General features: G+C 40.1%; 27 protein-coding genes. 9 read left to right on the plus strand and 18 right to left on the minus strand.

From position 1 onward, the window contains the following. Window positions 1-223 precede the first annotated feature (223 nt). Window positions 224-454 (plus strand): hypothetical protein, encoded by a 231-nt coding sequence (locus QUF49_RS16350; RefSeq protein WP_289496734.1) that lies wholly within the window; start codon window positions 224-226, stop codon window positions 452-454. A gap of 52 nt (window positions 455-506) precedes the next feature. On the opposite strand, the gene QUF49_RS16355 is transcribed toward QUF49_RS16350, so the two are convergent. The 7 genes from QUF49_RS16355 to QUF49_RS16385 all read right to left on the minus strand — a co-directional run bounded on the left by QUF49_RS16355 (window position 507) and on the right by QUF49_RS16385 (window position 10688). Next, a complete protein-coding gene (locus QUF49_RS16355) occupies window positions 507-995 on the minus strand; it encodes a hypothetical protein (protein ID WP_289496735.1) in 489 nt (162 codons plus the stop codon). 215 nt (window positions 996-1210) lie between these two features. Continuing rightward, window positions 1211-2233, minus strand: a complete 1023-nt coding sequence (locus QUF49_RS16360) for a fatty acid desaturase (protein WP_289496736.1) — start codon at window positions 2231-2233, stop codon at window positions 1211-1213. A 168-nt stretch (window positions 2234-2401) separates the two neighbouring features. After that, the gene (locus tag QUF49_RS16365) at window positions 2402-6754 is read right to left on the minus strand and encodes a S8 family peptidase (protein ID WP_289496737.1); all 4353 of its coding nucleotides are present in this window, start codon (window positions 6752-6754) and stop codon (window positions 2402-2404) included. A gap of 585 nt (window positions 6755-7339) precedes the next feature. Beyond that, complete coding sequence (locus QUF49_RS16370) at window positions 7340-7951, minus strand: flavin reductase family protein (RefSeq protein WP_289496738.1); 612 nt, start codon at window positions 7949-7951, stop codon at window positions 7340-7342. Window positions 7952-7975: 24 nt separating this feature from the next. Continuing rightward, the gene (locus tag QUF49_RS16375; protein WP_425590502.1) at window positions 7976-8590 is read right to left on the minus strand and encodes an alpha/beta hydrolase; all 615 of its coding nucleotides are present in this window, start codon (window positions 8588-8590) and stop codon (window positions 7976-7978) included. After that, complete coding sequence (locus QUF49_RS16380; protein WP_289496741.1) at window positions 8587-9534, minus strand: ring-cleaving dioxygenase; 948 nt, start codon at window positions 9532-9534, stop codon at window positions 8587-8589. The genes QUF49_RS16375 and QUF49_RS16380 overlap by 4 nt, the downstream gene beginning before the upstream one ends. Before the next feature lie 317 nt (window positions 9535-9851). Next, window positions 9852-10688 carry an aldo/keto reductase gene (locus tag QUF49_RS16385; RefSeq protein WP_289496742.1) on the minus strand — a complete coding sequence of 279 codons (837 nt, stop codon included), beginning with the start codon at window positions 10686-10688 and terminating at the stop codon, window positions 9852-9854. A gap of 153 nt (window positions 10689-10841) precedes the next feature. Between QUF49_RS16385 and QUF49_RS16390 the strand changes: the two genes are divergently transcribed. Then, window positions 10842-11036 carry a hypothetical protein gene (locus QUF49_RS16390; RefSeq protein ID WP_289496743.1) on the plus strand — a complete coding sequence of 65 codons (195 nt, stop codon included), beginning with the start codon at window positions 10842-10844 and terminating at the stop codon, window positions 11034-11036. Here QUF49_RS16390 and QUF49_RS16395 read toward each other — a convergent pair whose 3' ends face one another. Further along, window positions 11037-11207, minus strand: a complete 171-nt coding sequence (locus QUF49_RS16395; RefSeq protein ID WP_231868343.1) for an aspartyl-phosphate phosphatase Spo0E family protein — start codon at window positions 11205-11207, stop codon at window positions 11037-11039. A gap of 260 nt (window positions 11208-11467) precedes the next feature. Here QUF49_RS16395 and QUF49_RS16400 point away from each other — a divergent pair, with 260 nt between their 5' ends. Beyond that, window positions 11468-11710 (plus strand): DUF2164 domain-containing protein, encoded by a 243-nt coding sequence (locus tag QUF49_RS16400; RefSeq protein ID WP_289496744.1) that lies wholly within the window; start codon window positions 11468-11470, stop codon window positions 11708-11710. Between the two features lie 33 nt (window positions 11711-11743). Here the strand turns inward: QUF49_RS16400 and QUF49_RS16405 are convergent, their stop codons facing one another. Continuing rightward, the gene (locus QUF49_RS16405) at window positions 11744-12043 is read right to left on the minus strand and encodes a hypothetical protein (protein WP_289496745.1); all 300 of its coding nucleotides are present in this window, start codon (window positions 12041-12043) and stop codon (window positions 11744-11746) included. Window positions 12044-12224: 181 nt separating this feature from the next. Here QUF49_RS16405 and QUF49_RS16410 point away from each other — a divergent pair, with 181 nt between their 5' ends. After that, window positions 12225-12398, plus strand: coding sequence for a YjcZ family sporulation protein (locus QUF49_RS16410; RefSeq protein WP_289496746.1), 174 nt, complete (start codon window positions 12225-12227; stop codon window positions 12396-12398). Window positions 12399-12449: 51 nt separating this feature from the next. Here the strand turns inward: QUF49_RS16410 and QUF49_RS16415 are convergent, their stop codons facing one another. Continuing rightward, window positions 12450-13040, minus strand: a complete 591-nt coding sequence (locus QUF49_RS16415; RefSeq protein ID WP_289496748.1) for a YitT family protein — start codon at window positions 13038-13040, stop codon at window positions 12450-12452. Between the two features lie 190 nt (window positions 13041-13230). After that, a complete protein-coding gene (locus tag QUF49_RS16420) occupies window positions 13231-13482 on the minus strand; it encodes an HPr family phosphocarrier protein (RefSeq protein WP_289496749.1) in 252 nt (83 codons plus the stop codon). 183 nt (window positions 13483-13665) lie between these two features. On the opposite strand from QUF49_RS16420, the gene QUF49_RS16425 reads away from it, so the two are divergent. Both QUF49_RS16425 and QUF49_RS16430 read left to right on the plus strand, forming a co-directional pair. Next, a complete protein-coding gene (locus QUF49_RS16425; protein ID WP_289496750.1) occupies window positions 13666-13917 on the plus strand; it encodes a hypothetical protein in 252 nt (83 codons plus the stop codon). 80 nt (window positions 13918-13997) lie between these two features. Further along, window positions 13998-15355, plus strand: a protein-coding gene (locus tag QUF49_RS16430) for an IS3 family transposase (RefSeq protein WP_289495501.1) whose coding sequence is annotated in 2 segments (ribosomal slippage) — window positions 13998-14466 and window positions 14466-15355 — 1359 coding nt in all. Because the reading frame shifts where the segments join, the coding sequence is not laid out codon by codon here. Between the two features lie 58 nt (window positions 15356-15413). On the opposite strand, the gene QUF49_RS16435 is transcribed toward QUF49_RS16430, so the two are convergent. From QUF49_RS16435 to QUF49_RS16445, 3 genes are all read right to left on the minus strand, one after another. Continuing rightward, the gene (locus QUF49_RS16435) at window positions 15414-15752 is read right to left on the minus strand and encodes a VOC family protein (protein ID WP_289496751.1); all 339 of its coding nucleotides are present in this window, start codon (window positions 15750-15752) and stop codon (window positions 15414-15416) included. Window positions 15753-15980: 228 nt separating this feature from the next. Then, window positions 15981-16268, minus strand: a complete 288-nt coding sequence (locus QUF49_RS16440; protein ID WP_289496753.1) for a hypothetical protein — start codon at window positions 16266-16268, stop codon at window positions 15981-15983. 85 nt (window positions 16269-16353) lie between these two features. Beyond that, window positions 16354-18756 (minus strand): penicillin acylase family protein, encoded by a 2403-nt coding sequence (locus QUF49_RS16445; protein ID WP_289496754.1) that lies wholly within the window; start codon window positions 18754-18756, stop codon window positions 16354-16356. A 200-nt stretch (window positions 18757-18956) separates the two neighbouring features. On the opposite strand from QUF49_RS16445, the gene QUF49_RS16450 reads away from it, so the two are divergent. After that, on the plus strand, window positions 18957-19145 hold the full coding sequence (locus QUF49_RS16450; RefSeq protein ID WP_289496755.1) for a hypothetical protein: 189 nt from the start codon (window positions 18957-18959) through the stop codon (window positions 19143-19145). Between the two features lie 492 nt (window positions 19146-19637). Here QUF49_RS16450 and QUF49_RS16455 read toward each other — a convergent pair whose 3' ends face one another. Further along, window positions 19638-20267 carry a hypothetical protein gene (locus tag QUF49_RS16455; RefSeq protein WP_289496756.1) on the minus strand — a complete coding sequence of 210 codons (630 nt, stop codon included), beginning with the start codon at window positions 20265-20267 and terminating at the stop codon, window positions 19638-19640. A 452-nt stretch (window positions 20268-20719) separates the two neighbouring features. On the opposite strand from QUF49_RS16455, the gene QUF49_RS20825 reads away from it, so the two are divergent. Next, window positions 20720-20776, plus strand: a complete 57-nt coding sequence (locus QUF49_RS20825) for a hypothetical protein (protein ID WP_353958328.1) — start codon at window positions 20720-20722, stop codon at window positions 20774-20776. A gap of 358 nt (window positions 20777-21134) precedes the next feature. Here the strand turns inward: QUF49_RS20825 and QUF49_RS16465 are convergent, their stop codons facing one another. The 3 genes from QUF49_RS16465 to QUF49_RS16475 form a co-directional block, all read right to left on the minus strand. Next, entirely contained in the window at window positions 21135-23279 is a 2145-nt protein-coding gene (locus QUF49_RS16465) for an ATP-dependent Clp protease ATP-binding subunit (RefSeq protein WP_289496758.1), read from the minus strand. 204 nt (window positions 23280-23483) lie between these two features. Then, the gene (locus QUF49_RS16470) at window positions 23484-23651 is read right to left on the minus strand and encodes a hypothetical protein (RefSeq protein WP_289496759.1); all 168 of its coding nucleotides are present in this window, start codon (window positions 23649-23651) and stop codon (window positions 23484-23486) included. A 101-nt stretch (window positions 23652-23752) separates the two neighbouring features. Then, the gene (locus QUF49_RS16475) at window positions 23753-24316 is read right to left on the minus strand and encodes a BsuPI-related putative proteinase inhibitor (protein WP_289496760.1); all 564 of its coding nucleotides are present in this window, start codon (window positions 24314-24316) and stop codon (window positions 23753-23755) included. 118 nt (window positions 24317-24434) lie between these two features. Here QUF49_RS16475 and QUF49_RS16480 point away from each other — a divergent pair, with 118 nt between their 5' ends. Continuing rightward, the gene (locus tag QUF49_RS16480) at window positions 24435-25811 is read left to right on the plus strand and encodes an FAD-binding oxidoreductase (protein ID WP_289496761.1); all 1377 of its coding nucleotides are present in this window, start codon (window positions 24435-24437) and stop codon (window positions 25809-25811) included. Window positions 25812-25872: the final 61 nt, after the last annotated feature.

Genomic DNA, 25872 nt, shown 5'->3' on the forward strand with positions numbered 1-25872 from the left:
CTCTGAAAATTTAAATAATTTAATCTTGCTTCATCCTTGAAAACTTTTAGTATTTTTTTACTAGTAAAATTACTATTGAATGGTCACTGAAGTGTTATCCCTTTACTATTCTTTTAATTTTTAGTACAAAAGACTCGTTATTGTACTAATCCCTAGGTTTTATAACTTCTTCATTAGGGTAACAAAGAATTATAGAGAAAAGGAATTTGAGTTGGGGGTATCAATGAATATGTACAAAGTGGAGCAGAAACGCAGTAAGCTAGGCTTTTGGCTCGAACAGCATAATAAAGATACTGACTGGTTAACTCGAACAACTGGTATCGAAAGAAAAATAATAGAAGAATTAGCATCTAATCCAAATAAAAATCCAAGAATGATTGCCATAAGAAAAATTTTATATGCAGTAAAAAGAGTCGATCCAACAATTAAGGTTAGTGATTTATGGGATATGTAAATGAAACAGGCACTCCAGGTATGAACCCGGGGTGCTGTTTTTTTGTTTTATTCTAGCGTGTTTTAAGCAAGTCCCCTACTTTAGACTTCATGCATGAAATAACTGTATTCTTATACTTAACTGCTAATAAGATTACTTTTAACCGCTGAAAATGAGAAAGTTCTTTAAATCTTGTGTCCTCTCTTATAAAAGCACGAATGATTGATACAGAGTTAATACTCATATTGTCGCGTACCCACTCTTTTCTTTCTTTCCTTCGTTCAGCACGATATAAATTCTTGAACCAGTATTTCACACCCGTTTCATTTGACTGCTCATCTATAATACATAGCGCGTATTTATTTTTTGTGTGTTTCGTTAAATACTCATAACGGTCATTTCCGCAAATAATGCTAAAATCATTATTTTTTTCTCTTTTTACAACCAGCATATACATGCAGTCCCACATTCTATTTCTAAGCTGCTTTACATGTTCTGTTATCTTAATGGTAAGATTCGGTTTAATCTTATGCAGCGGAATATATTGTACATTCAACTTCATTTTTATCCTCCTCTTTTCGTATGGAGTCGGCATGTGTTTAGTATATGAAGGATGATGGGCAAATGGTGCCTATAAAGTAAAACTTGGCTAACGGCTAGCCTTTTGGTGCCAGTTACAACGTCTAAAATTCTAACAATCAGCTTACTTTTAATTTTATAAAAAAAGCCACCCCTCACCGTGTTCAGAAACGAAACACGGTGCGGAGTGACTCATAATTATGCTGCTCTGTTTTTCCTAATAAAATTACGAATGTCCCTGTTGCCAATAAATTTCTTAGACTGTTCATCCCAAAGCTTAAACGTTAAGGATTTTAAGCTTGTTAGAAGAGTAAGCGTTGGCACATCTTGTAGTCGCGGATCACTCTTATGGGCTTTCTCCAAATGATAATTTGGCACTCGAGAGTTCAAGTGATGAACATGGTGGAACCCAATGTTTCCTGTAAACCACTGCAGAACTTTTGGAAGCTTGTAGAACGAACTTCCTTTTAAAGCAGCTTCTACATAGTTCCATTTTTCGTTATGTTCAAAATAACCATCTTCAAACTGATGCTGCACGTAGAACAGCCATACTCCTGAAAATGTTGCGATGTAGAAGATCGGCAGTTCTACTAATAAAAATGCTTTCCAGCCGATAGCAAATCCAACAGTTAATACAATTGCGACTAACGCAACATTCGTTAACCAAACGTGCACTTTTTCTTTTTTAGAAGCATTTTTCGCATTAAATCGGTAATCGATCAAGAAAATATATAATGGTCCGATTAAAAATAATACGATCGGATTTCGATATGTTCGATATTGTAATCTTTTAAACCAAGAAGCATCTGCATATTCTTGCAATGTCATCGTCCAAACATCACCAACACCGCGCTTTTCTAAGTTTCCGTTCGTAGCATGGTGCGTTGCATGGCTATTCTTCCATTGTTCATAGGAACAAAATGTGAATAAACCTGTAAATATACCTACGATCTGATTGGCTTTACGACTTTTAAAAAATGAATAGTGTGTGCAATCATGAAAAATGATAAATGTACGAACTAAGAAACCTGCTGCAGGAACAGCACAAAGAAGGGTTAACCAAAACGATATATTTAGACTCAGATAAGCAAGAACCCATAAGATAATAAATGGTCCTACTGAATTAATTAACTGCCATACACTTGCTGATATACGCGGGCGTTCAAATGGTGCTAATTTTTTCTTCCATTCACGAATGTCGTACTTCGAATGTTCGCTCATTAAATCAGTCTCCTTTAACTTCACATCGTAACTATCTTAACACATATTTTGTATTTAGCATTCTCTATATTTGTCGAATTAAGAACAAATTATATGACTAGGTACTAAAATCACATAAAAAAACCGGTCCTCCCTAGGGCAGGACCGGTTTAGATATCTTATTATTTCTTACTTTTTCTTTTTCTCATTGATATAAAGCTTGCCTGTTGCTCTCTCTGCTGTTTTGTTGCCATAGTCATCTGAAGCAATTACTTCTACAACTGCTCCTGCTGCCTTCATGTTGGAAGTTGCAGTGTAATATCCTTCATAATGTCCTTCTGTTGTTTCACGCATAGGCAATTCAGTTGCGTTTGCCAAGCCTCCTGCATTTGTGAGCGGCATATGGATAACAAATACCGTATCCAATCCTGTTTCACTGTCAAATTCAATTTTTACAGACTCTCCACTCTTTAGTTCTTTGTCAGTATCCGGCTTTAAGTTTGTAATAACTGGAGCTTCGAATTTGGCATAAACTTTAACGGTCTTCGCTTGACGATTTCCTGCCTTATCAAGAGCTACCACCTTGATTACGTTTTCACCTTCATTTAAAAGCATACGGTGGCTATAGTTACCTTCTGCATCCACCTTAGCTTTTTGACCGTTTACTTTTACCCAATCAAGATTCTCTTCATCTGCTTTACCTGTTACGGTTACAGCTTCACGATTTGTTTTCAAACCATTCGCTGGTGCTGTAATGCTCAATTTAGGCTTTGTTTGATCGAGTGTAACGGTTACTGGAGCAGATTCATCAGTGGAACCTTGCTCTGTAACTGCTTTCGCTGTCAGCGTGTTAGCACCATTTCCAAGCGTTACTGGACTCGAGAAAGTTCCTTCATCCGTTGTCTCAGCACTCGCTACTTTATCTCCATTATTGTAAATATCAACTGTTGTCGTTGGAGCAGCTGTACCGGATACCGTCACATTTTCCTCGTTTGTAAACGATCCATCTGCAGGAGAAGTGATGACAGGTGCTGTTACTTCATAATTCACTGTGGCACGAATCATGTAGTTTCCTTCATCTTCTGGTGATTGTGACCAAGCCCCGCTTAAGCTCTGATAGCTTCGGCCAGACCATGTTCCACTTTCATCTGTCGCAAGACCTGGTGTGTTAGGATTTGCGAACGTTTGAATATACACCATGTAGAAATCTCCTTCGACCATAATTCCATGCTGACTTAAATCAACATGTGTCCATTCTCCGTTACGAAGTGCTGTAGCATCAAAAGGTCCAGCAAGTTTTGTACCAGGCGTTCCATCTGGACCACTTGCATCATACACAGCTACTTGGAATGCTGTTCCACCTGGTACTGGCCATTCTGTATCCCAGAATCGGAACAATCCTCCTGTTACAGCTGCTTTCTCATTACCATTCGCTAATGACATTTTAACAGCCCACGCGTTTCCTGCAGAGTTCCATGCACGTGCATTTTCTGCTGTTCCATCGTCATACCCAATCTCACCTGGGTAACCAATGAAAGGTTTTAACGCGATGTCTTGCTCAGTTGTTCCGCCACCGGAAATGGTAACGGATACTTCTTCTCCATAATAAGAAGGAGCTAGTACTTTCAACGTGTACTCGCCTTCGTATGCGGAGATTTCATACGTACCATCTTCATTCGTTTGAACAGGTGCAATTGCAGCATCTTCCATAAGCATTACTGTAGCTCCTGCAATCGGTTCGCCTGTCACTTCGTTTGTTACAGTACCTGAAACAGTTCCTCTTGGAATCTCTTCAAGTGTAAAGTTCGCTCTTGCTGTCCCATCTGCTTCAAGGGTTACGGATTGTGATTGTGAACGGAACCCATAAGCCTCAGCTTGTACCGTGTATGTTCCTGCTGCATGCGTTAAGCCATATGAACCATCTTCAGGATTCGTATAAACGGAACGACCCGTTTCAAGAACGCTTACTTCTGCACGCATCGGAAGAGCTAGTGGTGCAGCATTACCGTCTTTGGTAGGTTCTTTTTCAGAAGAAGGTTTCATCGGCTTGATTTTAGTTGGATCTACTTTTGGTTTCGCCTGTGCGATAGGTGCTTTTTCAACTGCTGGAGATCCGCCTAGTTTTGCTTTTTGTGTAGGCATGATTGGCTGGTCATGCAGTTTCACATCATCTAAATACCATCCTGCTTTTACAACAGAACTGTCAGATGTTACATTGAACGCTACATAAATTCGTTGTCCCGCGTATTCAGTCAAATTTACTTCTCCGTCGATCCATCCGCCAGAAGTAGAGTTAACGCGAAGCTTTTGTGTCCAGTTTTCCATATCTGTTGAAACGAATACGTGTCCATAATCATAGTTGCGTTCTAGATCATGCCATTGTTTGAACTGAAGGTATGTGTTTCCTTCAGGTAGATCTACTGGCGGCATAACGAGTGTCATGTTAGCGCTATTTACATAGTTTCCTGCAAGGTTAGTAGCATATACTTTTTCACCAGAGAATGCCGCACCAGGTCCGCTTGTTGGTACACCATGCTCCCAGCTATTATTTGCTCCGAAAGATGTCCATCCTGTAGGATTACCTTCAAAGTCTTCATTGTACCCAGTAGAAATTCCAGGCAACAATGCTACAGAGTAGTTATCCGTAGAAATGTCATTACCACCAAAATCAATAGCTGTCCATTTGTAGATAATAGAATCACCTGTTAAAGCTGATCCTGGAATAGAAGCACTGTACGTACCAGACTTGTAATCTCCGCCTGAACGTTCTGCAGTCACGTCTGTCCAGCTTCCATCTTCGTTTTGATAGCTTAGAACTACTGAAGTGACACTAATATTGTCTGACACTTCTGCTTCAAGATTTAATGGCATCTCTTTGTAAGATTCACTTGGTCCTTCATGTGTGATGGAAGGAGCTTCTGTATCCTCTCCTTCTTTAGTTACCGTCCCTTCAATTCTGCCTAATCCGGTTACTACGGAAGATACGGCTGTAAATGCATTTACTAGACCGTGTCCGTAACCATTGTTAGGAGATTCAGGGAAAGTCGCGTCTGTTAATGGTGTTGCTGAATTTAATAAAATTTCTTCAAGTTCTTCAACTGTCAGACTCGCATCAGCCTGTCTGAGCAATGCAACAACTGCTGAAACGTGCGGTCCTGCCATTGATGTACCATTCCAACCACCTTCATATGCACTCCCAGGGACCGATGAACGGATATTTACTCCTGGTGCTGAGATTTCAGGCTTTGTTTCGTCATATGGAGAAGGTCCTTGTAGTGAGAAGCTTGCTAAACGGTCGTTAATGTCTGTTGCACCTGTTGCAAAGGATTCTGGATAGTTTGCTGGAGTAGCAACAGAGCCTGGACCACCTGGATTAAAGATGGTCGTATTACCTGCAGAGAATTCAGGGAATATCTCAGCAGCACGCCAAGCTTGTACCATCTCTCTGTACCATTCATCAAGTCCTGATCCGCCGCCCCAAGAGTTATTTACAACGTCCGGCGCTTTTTCAGGATGAGGGTTCCCTTCCGCATCTTTTGGTGCTAAAATCCATTCACCTGCTTCAAGTAAGTCAACATCGGTTCCACCTGATGCAGAGAATGCTTTAACAGCGATCCATTTTGCTCCCGGTGCAACACCGATCTGATTACCTCCGTTTGGTTCTGAACCTACCATTGTCCCCATCGTATGAGTACCGTGTCCATCATCATCATATGGTGCTGATTGTCCGCCAACAGGATCAAACCAGCTGAATTGATGATCGGCAGCATCAGGATTCTGTGGATTAAATCCGCGATACTTTTCTTTTAACGCTGGGTGATTCCATTGAACGCCTGTGTCTATATTGGCTACAACCGTTCCGGCACCATCAATTCCCATACCCCAAACTTCAGGTGCTCCTACACGTTGGATGTTCCATTCTATTGAAGATGTTTCGTTTTTTGGTTCAACCTTTAAAGATGGTTTTGGCTGTGGCATCTCTGGAAGCTTTACAGAACTTGCAGGTTGAATGAGCTGTCTTGTTTCATTTGGTAGTACCTTTTCAACTTCTGGGAAAGCTGCAATCTCTTCCATTACATCTTTTGTTGCCGTTACTGCCATTCCGTTAACGACATAAAAAGATTGGATTTTTTCAGCTTTACCTGCTTTTTCTTGTTTTTCTAAGTATTTTTTCGTGTGATTTTGAGTTTCAAGCGCTTTTGCGCGAAGTGAGGATACTACTGTGGAACGTTTCATTAATTTCGTTTGATTGGCAGATAGTTTTTGAGATTTTGCCTCTTTAGCAGCTTTTTTAGCCACTTCTGCTGTGTTTACTTGTTCTTTAAACTTAATGAGGAATGTAACTTTATCTTTCTTGCTGAATTGTTCGTTTACTTTTTTGGAAACCTTGCTTTTCGTGCCTTCTAAGGCGGCTTCTTTTGCTGACGTAGAAGCTTTTCCTTTTGTTGTGGCGTTAGCTTGAGATGGGAACATCATTGGAACAATCATTAAAAAAACTAAAAATACGGAAAGCCAGCGTACTTTTCTTCGTTTTTTACTCATGTAACTTTTCCCTCCCTGATATTTTTTGTTAAGCAGATCCTACTCTTAAGAATCCTGTCACACCTCCTGTATTTTTTTTGAAAATATAGTAATTCTTTGTTGTTATATAAAGGTTAACGGAAAGCAACTGTAAGATTATGTAATAATTTGTCGCGAAAAGTACTAGAAACTGGAAAATAAACCCTTTGTATGATTTTTGGGAATTTATTTCGTGACTATTGATTATCCATTTTTTAGGATGGGTTCCTTTTTCATCAAAAGACAAACTTCTGGCGCAGGACATATCTACTTATTTTCGTAATATATAAAAGAAGCATCTAAAAATGGGAAGACAGCCCCTTAATATTGTGATTATTTCCTTGTGGAATTTCCAAAATCTTCTTCAAAGAAGCAGAATCCACCAAATTCCCTATTCATGATTTATGGGCTTTGTCGTAAAAAGGATCACAATAGCCTAAAAAGGATGGATAGGCCTTGTCTAAATGGTGTAGGGTAAAGTGACTAAATATGATAAGACTTTAAAAAATGTCGGTTTTTGACAATAAAAAAATCCCTCTTACTAGTAAGAGGGAGAGCCGACTATTTTTATTGAGGCCGTTCTAACGAAAATATTTCACCTAATTTTACATAGTTTGAACCTGCCAGCCTTCCAACAGGCTTCAGTTTTTCAGCATCAATTTTCCCATCATCATACAGGTCATCAGCAATGTGGTATTGAACAACTTTACCGATAAGCAGATCTGTAGCTGGATGATCAGGGGTTCCTCCTAGAGGAATAATACTCTCAACCACGCATTCCATACGAATTCGGGATTCAGCAATTCCAGGAACTTTTACCTTTACCGATTCAACTGTAGTTAGTTTCGCAAGTTCAACTTCACTTTCATCTGGCTTAATGTTCGCTGCCGTTTGATTCACAGCCTCAATGTACGTTTCATCCGGGATATGGACTACAAATTCACCAGTTTTTTCTGCATTTCGTGAAGTATCCTTCTGTACCCCGTCTTTCCTGCCAATTGAAATGGCGATTAACGGAGGATTGGATGTTAGCGCGTTAAAATAGCTGAAGGGAGCTGCATTGAGCACACCATCTGTGGAAAGTGTACTTACAAAAGCGATAGGTCTTGGAATTATACTCCCTGTGAGGAACTTATAATTTTCTTTTATAGATAAGTTTTGAGGATCAATCGACTTCATGAAATCACCTTCTTTACTTAAATTTTATGACACTAAATTTTTGTGGAACCATTCAGCCGCTTCTTCTACTTCAGCTCTTGAAAGCTGATGACCCATATTCTCCCATTTCACATGTACCTCCGCACCTGCACTTGAGAGTAATTTTTCGAGCTCTTCTGTTTCTTCTGGCGGACAAATCGGATCATTTTTTCCTGCACCAATAAATACAGGAAGCCCACTTAAATCAGGCAATTCGACCCCGCGTCTCGGTACCATCGGGTGATGAAGAATAGCTCCTTTTAGCGAGTTTTTATAATGGAAAATCAAACTTCCTGCAATATTGGCACCGTTCGAATACCCAACAGCAACCACTTGCTCTCTGTGAAATTCATACTTTTGAGCTGCTTCATCAATAAAATCATGAAGCTCTTTCGTGCGAAAAATCAAATCTTCCTCATCAAATACGCCTTCAGCCAATCGGCGGAAAAACCGAGGCATGCCATTTTCAGATACGTTTCCTCGTACACTTAGAACAGAAGATTCGGGTGAGATCATTTCCGCCAATGAAAGAAGATCTTCTTCATTTCCTCCTGTGCCATGTAATAAAAGCAGCACCGGTTTAGTTGAATCTGTTCCTTTGTTAAACAAGTGTTTCATTATTTGTCCTCCTTTAAAATCCTTGCTTCAGCTGGCTGCAGGTGACTCTCTATCTGCTCTCGGTGAGGCTCAAGCCATGGCGGGAGCAGCAGCTCTTTACCAAGATCCTCTTCTGGTTCGTCGCGTGTAAATCCAGGTGGGTCTGTTGCAATCTCAAAGAGGATGCCTCCTTCTTCACGGAAATAGATGGCATTGAAATATTGGCGGTCAATAATTTCTGTCACTTGAAAATCATTCTGTTTCACATGCTGCTGCCATAATTCATGCTGTTCATAAGAGTTAGCTCGCCATGCAATATGATGGACCGTTCCAACTCCATTCACCCCTCTTGCTTCTGGTGCAAGCTTAATATCAATCACATTTCCAATATCACCTTTCGCTTTAAACCTGATGTAATCACCGTCTTGCCCGACTTTTTGAAGCCCCATCACGTCCATTAGCACTTTTTCTGTTTGCTGAGGAGCTGCCGAAAGCAATACGGCACCGCCAAATCCTTTAATGGAATGCTCTGGAGTGATTGCTCCAAATGACCATTCGCTGTTCTTTCCTTCTTTTCTTGCAACAATCTCTATACGCAATCCGTGTGGATCTAGAAATTCTAAATACTCTTCTTCAAAGCGGACTGTTTTCTTATATTCAACTGAGAACTTTAAAAGTCTTTCTTCCCAAAAAGAAAGCGAACCTTCTGGAACAACAAAAGAAGTTGTACCCACTTGCCCAGAACCTACTCTTCCTCTATATGCATCTGGCCATGGAAAGAACGTCATGATCGTTCCTGGGCTGCCTCCTTCATCTCCAAAATAAAGATGGTATGTTCCAGGATCATCGAAATTAACCGTCTTCTTGACTAATCTCAATCCGAGTACACCAGCATAAAAATCAACATTCTCCTGCGGACTGCCAACGATAGCTGTAATGTGATGAATTCCATCTGTTTGCATCATCATATCTTAAACACCCCTTCATACTTCATTACTTATTTTTTGTAAGTTTAGTATATGAGATAACACTTACTTTTGTCAAGTAACTATATTTGTTCGCGAAAATAATTGTAGTACTTGTGTATGTAAGACGTGAAGTACGCCCTTCTCATTATGTACGGTTCAGGCTTTACTTAGCCTTTCCCCATATGAAGAGGCTTGTAACGAAAGAAAGTAAGAAACAATTTGATACAGATGAAAGAAAAGAAAAAATCCACGTGGAATATGTATATTCCACGTGGACAAAAAGTGAATTTTTGTATTTGTTTGGGGTCAGACCCCTTTTAGAAGTCGAAGTTATCTGGATCAGGACCGATGCGTCGGTCTTCATTTAAAGCATCAATCTTGGCCATATCTTCTAGGGATAACTCAAAATCAAAGATATTTGCATTCTCAACGATGCGGTGCTGCTTAACTGATTTCGGAATCGTTACTACACCATTTTGCACATCCCAGCGAAGGATGATTTGAGCTACAGATTTTCCGTGTTTTTCTGCTAGCTCCATTAATGCAGGCTCATCCAACAGTTCTCCCTGCATAAGAGGGCTCCATGCTTCCAGTTGAATATTATTGTCTTTACAGAATAAAAGAAGCTCTTTTTGTGCAAGACGCGGATGGTATTCCACTTGGTTGACCATTGGTTTGATTTCACAATCAGCCAAGATATCTTCTAAATGGTGAACTTGGAAGTTAGAGACACCAATCGCTTTTACTTTTCCATCTTTATAAAGCTGTTCAAGAGCACGCCAAGTTTCTTTGTATTTGCCTTTAACAGGCCAGTGAACCAAATAAAGATCAAGATATTCAAGACCTAGCTTTTCGATGCTGGTTTCAAATGCTGCTAGAGTTGACTCATAGCCTTGATCAGCGTTCCATACTTTTGTTGTGATGAACAATTCTTCGCGAGGTACTCCCGCTTCTTTAATAGCTTGTCCAACACCTTCTTCATTTTTATAGATAGCTGCTGTATCGATGCTTTTATATCCTGCTTCAATCGCCCATTTAACAGAATCGATTACTTCTTGTCCTTCTTCCACTTTAAATACACCAAGTCCGAACCATGGCATCTTAACCCCATTATTCAGCACAGTTGTGTCTTGCAAAGATTTAATAGCTGTCATGTGTTTAATAGCCTCCCATTTTAAACTGTTTTTTGTTCCCTAAAAAGATATTGTCACATTCTGCTGTAGAAAGGAAACATTTCGACTTTTGGAAGGTATTTAAATGATGATATGGAAGTAGTATCCAACACAATATGAAAATGGGGTGTTGGTGTGAAAGATAATCTGATTCAATTTAAAGCGAAAAGTGAATCAACTAAGTCTATGCCTGAAAAAGAAATTTCTTTGATTCAGGAGATTCGTGAACTGTTATCTGAGTTTCACTGTAATTATCCTTTAGTAACTAAGAAGGCGATTCTGCTTCGTATTGACCAACTAACAGATGAACTCATCTTCAATAAACGATAATTAGAACGTTGCTTGTCTTTGGTAGACATTCAATAGAACGTCTAGCTCTTGACTGCACTTTACGGTTTCCTTGCTGGTTAAACCATTTCGATCTGCAATTTCTACCAGCTTTTCTTTTTTTTCTTTTATACATTCCATCAGAAGAGAGTTATTCCATTCTTTTTTCTCCACGAAAATCGGCTCCTCTTATGTCAATTTTGTACTTCTCAGTTATTATGCCCGCTTTTTTTATACTTGAAAATAGTTTCCACAAAAGAAGAAGTAATGTTACAAAACTGGACATATTTTTACATGGAAAATCGTCATAAAGACCCAATATTTCAACCATTGTTATGCAATTTTCAGCCGCATTCGTCTACTTTCTTAGAACGTAATATATGAATTTGTGTTTCAATAAGATAAGATTCTACGGCAAAGGGGTGTTTAAGAGATTGAGAAAACTTTCAAAAGAGACAAAAGAAGAGATGATTACTAGCATACAGTCATTCTTTCTAGACGAACGCGGTGAAGAAATTGGCAATCTTGCGGCTGAGCAAGTACTAGATTTTATAACGGTTGAAATGGGGGCTTATTTTTACAACGAGGGCATTGAAGACTCTATTTCCACACTGCAGTCGAGAATGGAAAATCTAGAAGAAGATCTTTACACATTAAAGCGACCGATTCGCAAATAGTAGACAGAAAAAAGGATGGGAGCCTCCCATCCTTTAACCTTTTTTATCGTTGTAATAGTTTACAGAGTACATCGCTCCCTCTTCTACCATCTTGTTGTCGTCTACATCCATTGGATCAGGATGCCCCGCTTTATTGATTGGCAGCTGCGTACGATCGATATGATGAGGGCGCACTCTTCGTTTCATATCTTTGAATTTCATTTTCGTTTTAATACGGTTCGGTTTAAAAGAAAGCCAGACAAGTGCACCTGTACCAAGACCGATTAAGGCCCATGATTGAGTTTTAAATAACCTGTTCGTTGTTTTCATTTGAGTTTGGGTTGCAGTTTGCATATATAACGCCTCCTTGCTAACATTTACCCCTTTTATTCTAATTTGTAACATCACATTTTCTTTGCAAAATTATTACACTCGCCTAATTCCATAAAAACTAAACTATTGTCCATACACCCTTTCCGTACCTCACATATACTGTATCGAAGTCGAAAGTACAATTTTAAGGAGGAGTTTTAGAATGTATGCAAATTCACCGGTAAATGCTTCACTTGCAAACGCACCAATGTATGGTGGCGGATATGGTTATTGTGGTGGCGGAGGTTATGGAAAGAGTTTTGCGATCATAGTAGTTCTATTTGTCCTTCTCATTATCGTTGGTTGTTCTTGGGCGTACAAAGGCAAGGACTGCTAATTTTTACGCACCAAAAAAGGTACGGTTATCATGACCGTACCCTTTTTACATTTACATAGATCGCTTTGTTTTTCTTTGAAATGATGCCGTTCGAACGTAATCAATGATTCGGGTGCTGATCCACTGACAGAGTAACGCGAAGAGTATAATTTCAAAACCAATCGTAAGCGACGTTATAACTAGCACAAAACTGTTGATCATAAAAAGGATGGTCCCTGGTTTCTTTCCGGACCATTTAGCAAAAATAAGGGCTAAAATATCCATACCACCTGAAGAAGCTCCAAACCGAAACAGAATTCCGACACCAGTACCAAAAATAATCGCTCCGTATATAACATCAATGAGGGTTCCATTTAGAGGATTCGGGACATGTGTTGTAATCCAATCTACCGTTATAGATGTCACTGCCACACAATAGATGGTCCATAACGCTGCCTTTTTCCCAAGCTTTTTAACCGCAAGCAGCAATAGTCCAAAATTAATGGTCCATAGCGTCAGTCCCAACGGCAAGCTGAAGAAATAATGATTTAAAATGGCGATGCCTGCCACTCCACCCGAAGGTATTGCATGGGGGAAAAGGAAGGCCGCCATAGCTAGTCCTTGTAAAAAAGCTCCAATAGTTAACCAAATAATTCTATGCAAAACAACAATCCTTTCTAGGGTCTCCGTCATATCTATCCTTCATTTTAGACCTCACACAAAGAAAAACAAGGCCTTTTGGTAAAAAACTTTAAGAGATGGGATCTAGATCGGTTGCAACTTTTTCGTTTCGTTTACAAATGAAAAAAGCCGCATGAATGCAGCTTCTCTCTGTATGATTTTTTCTCTTTTTTTACGCTAACATACCCGTTCCAAGACACCGCAATGCGTCCACTGCCGTTCTGCTATCTTCCCCAGTCGCAGATACACAGCAGATTCCGTTCATACCATTAAGCAGACTCATACTAAGGTGACTTTTTGCGTTGATTTTTAAGGTGTTGCATTCAATGAATATCTGACATTGCTCAAATTCATTCGCTTTGACCACCATTTCATGAATCCATCCAGGTCTTATTTTTTCTTGCACCATAAAATAAGTTTTCATCCTATTACCCTCTTTTCAGCCCTCTTCATATTTCATCCTACAGGCAGAATGTAAAGCCCGTTTAAACGCTGTGTAAGTGTTTTATAGCTTATCGTTTCAATTTATGAAGAAAATCAAAAATAATGGTATGAAAAAAGCACTAAATTGCAACATTATGTGTATTACTTTAAAAGGAGCATTTATATGGCTTATTACGTAGCATGTGATTATGACGAACCAGATCGCCAGAGTTATAGAGGCATCGTCATCATTGATACATTAACAAATGAAGTGGCACACCGCTTTTTTTCGGGTCATTTTGATCAGGATTTTCAAGAATATCGAAGCTGGCTGGAGGACACCGAACCTTATTATTTTGAAGGAGACAGTCTTTTAAATTTTGTAGGAGACCTGCATGATCCCGCACTGAATGAGGATCTGGATTTTTATCATTAACATATAAAAAAGCACATTCCGAATTTGAACTGCCCCCCAATTGTTAGACACCACTAACAATTGGAGGTGCAGTTTTTTTCATGTCTAAGTATTCATTTGAGTTGAAATTACAGTCTGTCCTTGCTTACCTTGAAGGAAAGGCTTCATTGAGGGAGATCGCCTCTCAGTTCAATACAAGTCTCTTCTCTCTCCGTAACTGGGTAAACCAATATAGGGCAAACGGAGAACAAGGACTTCTAACCAACTATACAAATTACGATATTCAATTTAAAATGGACGTACTTCAATACATGAACGACAATGGAGCGTCCCTTATGCAAACGGCAGCTGTTTTTAAGATTCCTTCGCCACAAAACATCCTCTCATGGAAAAGGAAGGTGGAGGAGGAAGGGCCGGACGCTCTCAAACCAAAGAAAAAGGGGCGTCCGACTATGAAAAAGAAACCACAAGAACCAAAGAATTCAGCACCACCTGAGGGGTCTGAACAGGCATTGAAGGCTGAGAATGAGCGTCTGCGTGCGGAAAATGCCTACTTAAAAAAGTTACAAGCCTTAATTCAAGAAAGAGAAAAATCACCGAACAGGACAAAGCGCAAATAATCCATGAGTTAAGGCAAGAGCATAAGGTGAGGGATCTAATAAGAGCAGCTGGGATGCCACGCAGCACGTATTACTACTGGGTCAAACAAATGGACCGGCCGGATAAATACAAGGAGATCAAAGAGGTCATCGCGGAAATCTACCACGAGCACAAAGGGCGTTACGGGTATCGCCGCATCACCCTCGAGCTGCGCAACAGGGGGATCGGCATTAATCACAAAACGGTCCGCCGCATCATGGGGCAGCTCGGATTAAAAAGCCTCGTACGGCTGAAGAAATACCGTTCCTACCGTGGGCAGGCAGGCCGTATTGCATCTGATAAGATTAAGCGCAATTTCTTCGCCTCAAGTCCTAATGAGAAATGGGCAACGGATGTGACGGAGATCCACTTACACGGTGAAAAGCTTTACTTTTCACCGGTACTTGATTTATACAACGGCGAAATTATCGCCTACAATATGGAACACCGCCCTGTATATTCCCTGGTTTCAAAAATGCTCGATAAAGCCTTTGAACGATTGAACGAAGAAGAATCCCCCATCCTTCATTCCGACCAGGGGTGGCATTACCAGATGAAGGAATACCAGCAGGCACTGAAAGAGCACGGGATTACCCCAAGTATGTCCCGCAAGGGGAACTGCCTGGATAACGCAGCCATGGAGAGCTTCTTTGGCTTATTGAAATCTGAATTGCTTTATCTAAACGAGTTTGAGAGTATGGAACATTTTAAGATTGAACTGGAGAATTACATTCAATACTATAACCACAAACGGATTAAGGCAAAATTAAAAGGCATGAGCCCGGTTCAATACCGAACTCATACCTCAGAGGCTGCCTAAAATCCTAGTGTCTAACTTTTTGGGTTCAGATCAATTAGGAAAGTGCTTTTTTGTGATGTTAATCTTTATTCGAAAAATCGATGATTCGAATCGGATTTCCAGTTCCGTCTCTATAGATCGCATATCTACCAGGAGGAATTGTACACGGTGATTTTACAAAGTCCAGTTTGGATTCGTGTTCTTCATAAAAGTCATCGACACTATCTACCAAAAAAACGCCGCCTGGGCCCAAGTCATGCTCGTCCTCTTCGATCATCAGCTGTACTTCACAATCTTTCATGGACATACCTAGTACTTGATTTCCTTCTCGCCAAGCTTCAGTCATCCCGAGACCTTCATAATATTGTTGTGATTCTTGTAAATCTTTTACTGGGTGAAACAAAAATGCGAGCTTCAATTCCACTACCCCCTCGTAAAAAATTCTGATTATGTGTTTAAGTATTTGCTTACTATTTGTGTATACGTTACTTTCCATCTGACAATCTTATTTTCCTGCTGATTTAAAAAAAATGATTGTTATCGATTATAATATGGTTTTTTGAAAGTTGTTGATTTCCGTTCCAGGTGCTCGCTTTCCGCTTAACAAAAAAGACTGAATCACAAAAGGATTCAGTCTCTTTATAACTTAATAATAAGGATACGGAGGGTATGGCGGATAAACAGGATAGATCGGATACGGTCTTGGTGCTAATGCTAGACCTGCGATAGTTCCAAGTGTTAGTCCTACAAGTGCAGGTGCAAAGAAGAAGCGGTCGCTGCTCTCATCCTGGCCGTCTGAACTATATGGCAGAATGTATGCTTTTTTATCATCTACATGTTTAAGAACACCATGATATCTCGTGCCGCAATGACAATCAATGTACACAGATCTGCCTAAGTATCGGCGGCACAGGTGATACGTGTGGTATGACAAAGGGTAAACCTCCCAGCTTGTTTTTGCCTTCTCTACACCATATGTCCAACCTATTATTTTGACAGAGACAAGTGTCTAACCCTCTTTATTTTTCTGAGGAAGGCTGTAAAACTAGCTTCTGTTGATCACCTCTGTTTTCATTGTTTAAAGCTGTTACGTGGTACTTACCTGTTGCCCAATCTTTCACTTGATCACCGTACCATGGACTTAATACGTGACCAGATTGACCAGGGCCAACGACATGGTAAGCCTTAGAGGTGTCATCCATATCGATCACCATACGCCATGCACCACCATGTGTAATATCCCCAGTTTCCCGGTTCCACCCAGCAACGCCTACTGTAACCCGGCTTCCCCCCATTGCTTGTGTTTCAGGATTGAACAACAGGTTTAATGGTTTAATAGCTGCAAGAGGATGTTCAAATGTTAAGCTGTGAAAATTTCCCCACTTCCATTTAGACGGATCTCCACCATATTTATCACTCAATACAGAGATCATCGATTTAAATGCATTCTGAGTGACTTTTTCTAAACCGCCATGTTCTTTAATCCACGGGCCAGGCTTACCAGCGTTCGCTTTTCGAATCAGCTCGTCCACCACTTGCTCACGACCATCAAACATCTTCAACATCTCATCACTGATCTCATCCTTGAATAGTTCATCGCTGAAACGATCCATCCAGATGTGAAAGATTAAAGGTGCCGCACTCTCTTTACTGTCTACTTTGTTCCAAATGTTTAATACAGTCAGCACATCTTTTTCTTTTTTATCCAGAGGTTCTTTCATCACTTGTTCAATTAGAATCGGCAGCATTTCCTCAGCTTGTTTATTTTTTTGGTCAAATTGCAAGTTTTGCATATCTTTTACCGAAAGCTTTTCTTTACCCTCAAGAACTTCAACAATTCGTTGTTGTCTGTATGGCTGCGCAAACGTATCCGAGATGTGATATGGATACGAATCGGTTGTTACTTTATTGTTTGCTGTAGCAATATATCCGTTTTTCGGGTTGACTCTTGTCGGGAGTTCATCCCATGGGATATATCCTTGCCACTCATACTGATCGGTCCATCCGGGGACAGGCATTGATGTGTAATCTTGCTTTCTAATCGGTATTAATCCGTTTGCCTTATATGCGATTGTTCCGTCAGTGCTTGCAAAAACAAAGTTTTGTGCGGGAGTATGGAAAGATTCCAACGCCTTCTCAAACTGCTTCCAGTTTTTTGATCGATTCATCATAATTACTGCTTCGAGTTCTTTTGAAGGCTGAAGTGCTGTCCATTTTAAAGAGAGAGCCGTTCCGGGTTTATCCTGGTGAGCAAACTCTGAGATTACAGGTCCATGCCTTGTAATAACAACTTCATGATTCACGTCTGTTTTATCTTTGACTTTGATGATCTCGTCAATAACTTCGGCTTTCTCCCAATTGGCTAAATACTGAAACTCATAAGGATTTTTTGGGTTCCTTTTTTCTACGAATAGTTCCTGAACATCCGGACCAACATTCGTCACTCCCCAAGCGATTGTTTTGTTATGTCCGACGATAATACCGGGGATTCCTGCAAAAATAACACCGGAAACTTCGTAATCTGGCGCTTTCAAATGACTCTGATACCATATGGATGGAGTACCAAGTGAGAGATGCGGATCATTTGCAAGTAGGGGCTTACCTGACTCGGTTTTACTGCCTGCAATCACCCAATTGTTGCTGCCATTATGAAAGTTTGGAATAACAGAATCTGCAAAACTTTTTTCAAAATCAATACCTGCTGATTCTAAATCCTCTAATATCGCAGGCGCGTCTTTTGGATATCCAGGGAATAGATCCAATGCTTTCTCTTTTGAAAACGTTTCCATTAAGTAATAACGAAAAGCTTGTCCTTCCCAATGTCCGCCTAAGTCGAATGCCATATATTTTCCGATAACAAGAGAATCAACAGCCGTCCACTTTTTCGGCTCATATCCTACAAGCATAAATTCAATTGGAAGTGTATTGTCTTTCTTTGCCTGCTCCATATACGCATTTACACCATCTGCATACCATTCAAGATATTGCTTCATTTCAGGTGAATACTCGTTGTAAGAAGCTTCTGCTGCTCTTCTTAAACCCAGTGTTCTAAAAAACTTATCACGCTGTATCGTCTTTTCCCCGATTACCTCGCTAAGCATTCCAGATGCCTGCCTTCTGCTTAAGTCCATTTGAAACATACGGTCTTGTGCAGTAACAAATCCTTGAGCCATAAATAGGTCTTTCATCGATTTTGCTTCAATATGCGGAACGCCGTTAGGATCTCTGAAAACATCTACTCTTGCGGTTAATCCAGTTACGGATACAGTCCCATTTACTTGAGGTTTACTTTTTTGCAGCAGAAAATATGCTGTACCTGCTGCGGCTGATAAAATAATAACAAGTGCAATCCCAATGATGAGTAAACTTCTTTTCCAGGTTAATCGTTTAATAAAGCTTTTCTTCTGAAGCGCTCTCTCCACCTATATACCTCCTGCCTGACAATCTTCCTAATATCATTCTCTAATACGACGGATTTCCCCTGTAAAAAGTGAAGAAAAGTAAATGAATTGAAAAACCTCGATACTTTCTGACTATTTTCAATAAATTAAGACAGGATTTACGGAAGAATGTCGAATATCTCAACAAGCAGTTTAAGACATACAACATAAGGAGAGAGAAGATGGCTAAAATTCTTGTGGATTTTCAACTCAGCCATGACCAGGAAAAAGTTACCCAAGGAAATATCGTTATCGCTAATATTCAACCTGGAAAATCTAATCTCCATGAACAAGTAAAAAAGTTGATAGCTGATCAATTTAATTGCCCCACTGGAATTATCTCCATTAAGCAAATTAAGATGAATGCATAAAAAAGAGGTGCTTCTTTGTTAGAAGCACCTCTATATGTATAGGGGACTTTATTATCTCATCGATTCTGCCTTTTCGTAAGTTCCATAAGTCATATAACGCTGGGCCTATGTTCATCCCTATTAACGGTAATTCCCCAGTTGAATGGAGACCTTATCAATCTTTAGTCATGTTAAAATGTCTTCGCAATTTTTGATGCTATGTAAAAAACAAAAAAAGCAAAGAAGCGGTTGATCTCCGTTTCAGGTGCTCGCTTTCCGCGGGGCAGGCGGTGAGCCTCTTGCCGCTTTGCGCCCTAAGAGTCTCACCTGACCGCTTGTCCCGCAGGAGTCTCGCACCTTACACTACAATCAACTTTGTCAGCGATGTGAAAAGAACAAAAGCAATACTACCTTTCTAGCTAATCATGTATGTGTACAGGGTAAGTGAATTTAATGAAAAAATTACCAGAAACAAACCGGACAAGTACTCAAGCAATAATTTTAGAGAAAAACTTAAAAATAACTGCCAATGATCTGCTCAATTTCTTCCTCATTCATCCTTCCTGCAATACCAGGTGTTTGGGCAAAATATTTCACTGCCTCTCCGCAAGTAAGCCCCAGTTGGCTTAGCCCTTTAGCGATTGTGGTGAGATATGTTGCAGGGGGCGGATTCAAATCCTGTTCGTGCATATCAAGGTTACACGTGAACGTAACCATTGGGTATCCTTCTTCCTCCCCTAGATAGACCATTCGGCTATACCAGCCTTGTCCAAAATGAATATATCCTTTTTGTATGACTTCTTCTAAATCTGCCTCTATCTCGTCACAGCTATTTTCTTGGGCAGTAACATCTAAAAACTGCTCAACCGTGACTAAATACTTTCGGCCATAAGTCTTGTATTGATCACTTTTTTCATGTCCGATAAAAGCAACTCCTCCTTCACCCCACTTTGTCCGCTCTCTTGCAAAATAAAGAGGATATGGAAGCACAGCTTTTCCGTTTTTAAGCGGCATTGCCGGATTTCTGCAGCCTCTTTCTTTTTGAGAAGAACCTTCTGGCTGATCACCGAGAATGTAGCACAAAAAACGGTGCTCCATTAAATTTGATCCATAACTCACATACCAAACGTAAGACGTATCCAATCTTAAAATCCTCCTTAAAATTTTTCTTGTATAACTGTCATTAAGAATCTTATTTTCTTATACATTGATATACACAAGGGGGTTGAAAAGAATGATCAGAACATGCTTAATTCTCTTACTTAGTGTCCTTATTTTCCTTTTCACGATATTCCTTGCATCACCTGTGATTTAAAAATTTATGGTTTGATAAATTGTATGTTTTATAGGTCTTTTCAGCCAATTCAATGTCATACAAAAACAAGGTGTACAATTTCAGAATTATAATATTGGTAAAATAAACCTATTGACCTAATTGCAGTTGTAAGAAATAGTCATTACGATTCTTGTTTCATTTTGCGATTCGGGATAAAATGGAAAACATACAATACTTTTCCTTCTCTAATTCTCGTACGAGTCTTACCCTTAATTTGTAAGGAGGGATGGGGATGACAGTATTTGAAGCGATGTCACTCATGATTGGTTTTTCAATGCTTGTTCTTACCATAATCCGCTCCAAAGATGACTCCTAGAAGACAGAGAGTTTTTGATTTTTTCATTCTGCCATGCAGATGCATGGCTTATTTTTTCGGATATTTTCAGAGCCCTTGAATGTAGTTGACTTCCGCTCCAGGTGGCTCGCTTTCCACGGGGCGTACGGTGAGCCTTCTGCCGCATTGCGCCATTAGAAGTCTCCACCTGACCGCTCGTCCCGTAGGAGTCTCGCCCCCTTATGCTCCAATCAACTTGTCAATGAAGAAGAAAGATGTATATGCAGCACAGTCCCTTAGACATAACCTTTCAAAAACTTATGTATTAGAATAACCTTTACTTTGCATTGTAAAACAAAAACCTTGCCGGAGATACTCTCTAGCAAGGTTTTTTTTAGTTTTACGCTTTTTTAACGACAATCTGACCGTCTGCAACGTTTACCGTTAACTTTTGGACATCCTCTTCATCCAATAATACATCTGCAATCTTATCTTCGATGTGCTCTTGAATGATTCTGCGGAGTGGTCTCGCACCGAATGATGGATGATACCCCAGTTTAGCAAGCTTTTGTTTTGCAGCCGAAGTTACCGTAATTTCAATATTTTGCTCTTGAAGCTGATCAGACAGCTCTTGCAACATCAAATCAACAATCTTCACAAGATGCCCTTCTTTCAACGACTGGAATTGTACAATGCTATCAAAACGGTTTAAAAACTCTGGTTTAAAATAGCCTCCTAATGAATCAAGGATGTGTGTTTCTTTTTCTACATCTACCGTGTTAAATCCAAGTTTCTTCGTTTGTTTAACAGAAGCACCTGCGTTACTTGTCATGATGATCACGGTGTCTTTAAAGCTCACTGTACGTCCTTGGCTGTCTGTTAATCGGCCATCTTCCATAATCTGAAGGAACATGTGCTGAACATCTGGGTGAGCCTTCTCGATTTCATCAAGCAGCAAGATGCTATATGGCTTTCTGCGAATTTGCTCTGTTAGTTGTCCAGCTTCTTCATGCCCAACGTACCCTGGAGGTGAACCGATCAATTTTGATACAGCGTGTTTCTCCATATACTCACTCATGTCGAGTCTGATCATGCTGTCTTCATCACCAAAGATTTCTTTAGCGAGCGTTTTTGTTAACTCTGTTTTACCAACACCTGTTGGACCTACGAACAAGAATGATCCGATTGGACGTTTCTTCGCTTTTAAACCGGCACGGCTTCTGCGGATCGCTTTTGCCACTTTCTCAACCGCTTCTTCCTGCCCAATAACTTGAGCGGAAAGTTTTGAAGCAAGTTCTTTCATTTTCGATTGTTCGTCACTCTGAAGCTTCCGAACAGGAATACCTGTTTTATGTTCTACAATGTGCTGGATGTCTTCAACTTGAACAATCGCTGCTTTTTTATCTTCTTCTTGTGTTTTTAGTTTTTCATCAAGCAACAGTTCTTCTTGACGAAGTTTTGCTGCCAGTTCATAGTTTTCATCTGCAGCTGCCTTTTCTTTTTCTTTTACGAGTTCTTCTAAACGCTCTTCAATAGAAGATTTTTCAATCGTAATATGCTGAAGGTTGCTCTTAGATCCCGCTTCATCCATAAGATCAATCGCTTTATCCGGCAAAAATCGGTCTTGAATGTAGCGATGTGAAAGCATTACACATGCCTTTAATGCTTCTTCCGTAAATTTAACTTGGTGATAATCTTCGTATCTAGGTGCAAGACCTTTCAAGATTTCAATCGCTTCATCTAGTGTAGGCTCGTTAACGATTACCGGTTGGAAGCGACGCTCTAACGCAGCATCCTTCTCAATCTGACGGTATTCTTTTAACGTTGTAGCACCGACCATCTGCAGCTCACCGCGTGCAAGTGCAGGTTTTAAGATGTTCCCAGCATCCATAGATCCTTCTGCGGAACCTGCTCCCACAATCTGATGAACTTCATCCACAAACAGAATGACATTTTTGCGTTTTTGAAGCTCAGCAATCAGCTGTTTCATACGTTCCTCGAACTGACCTCTTACCCCGGTATCTGCAACAAGTGATGCAACATCAAGCAAATACACTTCTTTTTTCAAAAGTTTAGCTGGAACATTGCCTTCTACAATTTTGGTTGCTAATCCTTCAGCTATTGCTGTTTTACCGACACCAGGTTCCCCGATTAATACCGGGTTGTTCTTGGTGCGTCGGTTTAAGATTTCAATCACACGGCGCACTTCATCGTCTCGACCGATAACCGGATCAATAATACCCGCTTTCGCAGCATCTGTTAAGTTCCGGCCAAATTTATCTAAAAAGCCTCCGCCTCGTTTTCCCTTTTGAGTTTGTTGCTTCTCATGCTCGTTCGCGTGATCTGTAAAAGCTTGGCCATTCATCATTTGTTGAAAAATATCATCGAAAGAAGAAAAGTTCATATTCATTCCTCCCCCAGTGTTCATTTCTTGTTTCACTTTATGGTAACAATCAGAGCAAAGCACAAATTGTTTCTTATCTTTATTCATTGAGATACTCATTTGGATCGTAGCAGGATTAACTTCACATTGTTCACAACGCATACTTGTAACCCCCTGTTCATATTTTTAAAAATTTGTATAAATTATTAGCGATTATACGTGCATGCATTTCGTTTCGCAACTTTTTTGTTTCAAGGTTTCATGAGTCTTGCTAGTCTTTAGTTTGACTTTGACTTTCTTTGACCATTAACCTTTAAGCATATTATACTTTGACCTTTTTTGACTTTCAAGTATTTTGTTTTGCTGTCATAAAAAGGCTGTTACCGTAACCTCTGTTGTTCTTATAAGTTGTTGATTTCCTCTCCAGGTTGCTCGCTTTCTACGGGGTGTAAGGTGAGCCTCCTGTTGCTTTGCGCCATTAGGAGACTCGACCTGGCCGCTCGTCCCATAGGAGTCAGCAACCTTGCGCTCCAATCAACTTGCAATGATGAGAATAAAAAACAACCAAAATTAAGAATCTTTTAGAATAAAACAAAACAAAAAGAGATGAGCTCTTAACTCATCTCTTCCCCAATTTAGTTCCAATTAAAAGTGATTTTTTGTCTGTAATCTTCTGTCTCGCCACTTGGGGTCAACCAAACTTCTAGCGTATAAGCACCTGGCTCTAGATCGTTAACTAAGATATCCTGTTTGAAAACATCAGCCTGCTTTAATTTCAAAGAAGTTAACACTTGCATGAACATATGATTTCTTGAGTATTGGTATACGATTTTTCCGCTCTTGTCTTTAATTACATAATCAAATTTCTGACTAGATGAAAATTGAAAAACCTTCTCTTTTTCGGTCTGATTTTTCAACTCATATCTAAATAATATTCCCTTAGCATTCTGCTGCTCTTGTACTTTAATTGAAGGCTCAATACTGCCCGCAACAATCCCGCCTTGTCCGTTCTGTCCTGCTTGCCCGTCTTGTCCTTCTTCAGGACGTGATTTTTTTTCGCTTCCTTTACCATCACCCATCACCGGTTGTTCTCTCCCCTCGGATTGGTTTTGGCTGTCTTTGTTTCCACAGCCTGTCACGACTATCGAAATACATATTATGATCAGTATAACATGCCATACTCTTCTGCGTTTTTGCATCGTTCATCACCTCACTTGTTAGTTTGGGCATATATACGCAATTTCATGTTTAAAAAGGATTTTTAACTCTGTTCATGTAAAATAGATAATAACTCAAAAGTTTAAGGAGCGGGTTTACATGAACATTGCACATACTGATTTATTGTTTGAAATGCAAAAACGGACATCTGAAAAACGCGCTACACAAAACGAAACCATTCTTTGGCAGCATAGCCGTGATGAATCTTACCACCATCCTGTTTCACCTGATATTGTTGTATACCCTGAATCGGCTGAAGAAATTTCTTCTATTCTAAGATTCGCAAACGAACACAAAATTCCTGTTGTGCCTTATGGAGCTGGATCGAGTCTTGAAGGCCACTGCATTCCTGTAAAAGGCGGCATTTCAATTAACTTTCAGGAGATGAATGAAGTACTCGAGATTCGTCCAGATGATTTTTTAGTAAGAGTTCAGCCTGGTGTAACACGAACACAGCTGAATCTTGCTCTTAAGAAGTATGGATTGTTCTTTCCTGTTGATCCTGGTGCAGACGCGACGATCGGCGGAATGGCTGCGACAAATGCGAGCGGGACAACAAGCGTAAAGTACGGTATCATGCGGGATCAAGTTAGAAACCTTCAAGTTGTTTTAGCAGATGGACAGATTATTCAAACAGGCGGACTCGCTGCAAAATCATCTGCTGGCTATCACTTAACCTCCATGTTTGTCGGCTCTGAAGGTACGCTTGGCGTTTTTACGGAGATCACGTTAAAAGTCTACGGCATTCCTGAATCAGTTCTTGCTGCTCGATGTACATTTCCTTCAGTTCAAACTGCCGTTGAAGCTGCCATTGCTGTTCTCGGATCAGGCACGGGAATCGCCAGAATGGAACTTGTGGATGAACGGTCCATCGTACAGGTTAATCACAACAGCGACACAGCATATACAGAAGCCCCGACCCTTTTCTTAGAATTTCAAGGAAATCCGGCAAGTGTTACATATGAAGCTTCACTTACAAAAGAATTGCTTGAAAGCTTTGGAGGCTTAGAGTGGGTGGAAGAGCGTGATTCGAAAGCACGTGCAAAGCTATGGGAAGCCAGACATAACTTAGCTTATTCTTTCAAACATGGCTATCCTGGCAAGTCCATGATGTTCACGGACGTGTGTCTTCCTCTCTCGGAGTTGTCTGAAGCAATCGTTCATGCAAGAGAGAAGATGGATGAAATCGGTGTCCCTGGCGCTGTATTAGGACATGTTGGGGATGGGAATTTTCATGCCATTCTCATGTATGACGCAGCTATTGATCGTGAACGTGAAAAAGCAGACGCGGTAAATGAAAGTATTGTGGCCTATGCATTAAGCAAAGGCGGTACGTGTACAGGTGAGCATGGAGTCGGAATCGGCAAAGCAAAATATTTGGCAAAAGAACATGCCGACACCCTCCCAATCATGAAGTCTATAAAAAAACAATTGGACCCAAATGACATTTTAAATCCAGGTAAAATCATAGTATAGAAATGAAACGGAAAGCTTGTTTCATCCGTATTTAATTGTATAACAAAATAGGGGGGCTTTA

The organism is Fictibacillus sp. b24 (assembly GCF_030348825.1).
Classification (GTDB): Bacteria; Bacillota; Bacilli; order Bacillales; family Fictibacillaceae; genus Fictibacillus.

Bases quoted from the DNA above. Each gene is read 5' to 3' on its own strand.
- QUF49_RS16350 (WP_289496734.1), top strand. From the start codon at position 224: ATGAATATGTACAAAGTGGAGCAGAAACGCAGTAAGCTAGGCTTTTGG.
- QUF49_RS16355 (WP_289496735.1), bottom strand. From the start codon at position 995: ATGAAGTTGAATGTACAATATATTCCGCTGCATAAGATTAAACCGAAT.
- QUF49_RS16360 (WP_289496736.1), bottom strand. From the start codon at position 2,233: ATGAGCGAACATTCGAAGTACGACATTCGTGAATGGAAGAAAAAATTA.
- QUF49_RS16365 (WP_289496737.1), bottom strand. From the start codon at position 6,754: ATGAGTAAAAAACGAAGAAAAGTACGCTGGCTTTCCGTATTTTTAGTT.
- QUF49_RS16370 (WP_289496738.1), bottom strand. From the start codon at position 7,951: ATGAAGTCGATTGATCCTCAAAACTTATCTATAAAAGAAAATTATAAG.
- QUF49_RS16380 (WP_289496741.1), bottom strand. From the start codon at position 9,534: ATGATGATGCAAACAGATGGAATTCATCACATTACAGCTATCGTTGGC.
- QUF49_RS16385 (WP_289496742.1), bottom strand. From the start codon at position 10,688: ATGACAGCTATTAAATCTTTGCAAGACACAACTGTGCTGAATAATGGG.
- QUF49_RS16405 (WP_289496745.1), bottom strand. From the start codon at position 12,043: ATGCAAACTGCAACCCAAACTCAAATGAAAACAACGAACAGGTTATTT.
- QUF49_RS16410 (WP_289496746.1), top strand. From the start codon at position 12,225: ATGTATGCAAATTCACCGGTAAATGCTTCACTTGCAAACGCACCAATG.
- QUF49_RS16420 (WP_289496749.1), bottom strand. From the start codon at position 13,482: ATGAAAACTTATTTTATGGTGCAAGAAAAAATAAGACCTGGATGGATT.
- QUF49_RS16425 (WP_289496750.1), top strand. From the start codon at position 13,666: ATGGCTTATTACGTAGCATGTGATTATGACGAACCAGATCGCCAGAGT.
- QUF49_RS16450 (WP_289496755.1), top strand. From the start codon at position 18,957: ATGGCTAAAATTCTTGTGGATTTTCAACTCAGCCATGACCAGGAAAAA.
- QUF49_RS16465 (WP_289496758.1), bottom strand. From the start codon at position 23,279: ATGCGTTGTGAACAATGTGAAGTTAATCCTGCTACGATCCAAATGAGT.
- QUF49_RS16475 (WP_289496760.1), bottom strand. From the start codon at position 24,316: ATGCAAAAACGCAGAAGAGTATGGCATGTTATACTGATCATAATATGT.
- QUF49_RS16480 (WP_289496761.1), top strand. From the start codon at position 24,435: ATGAACATTGCACATACTGATTTATTGTTTGAAATGCAAAAACGGACA.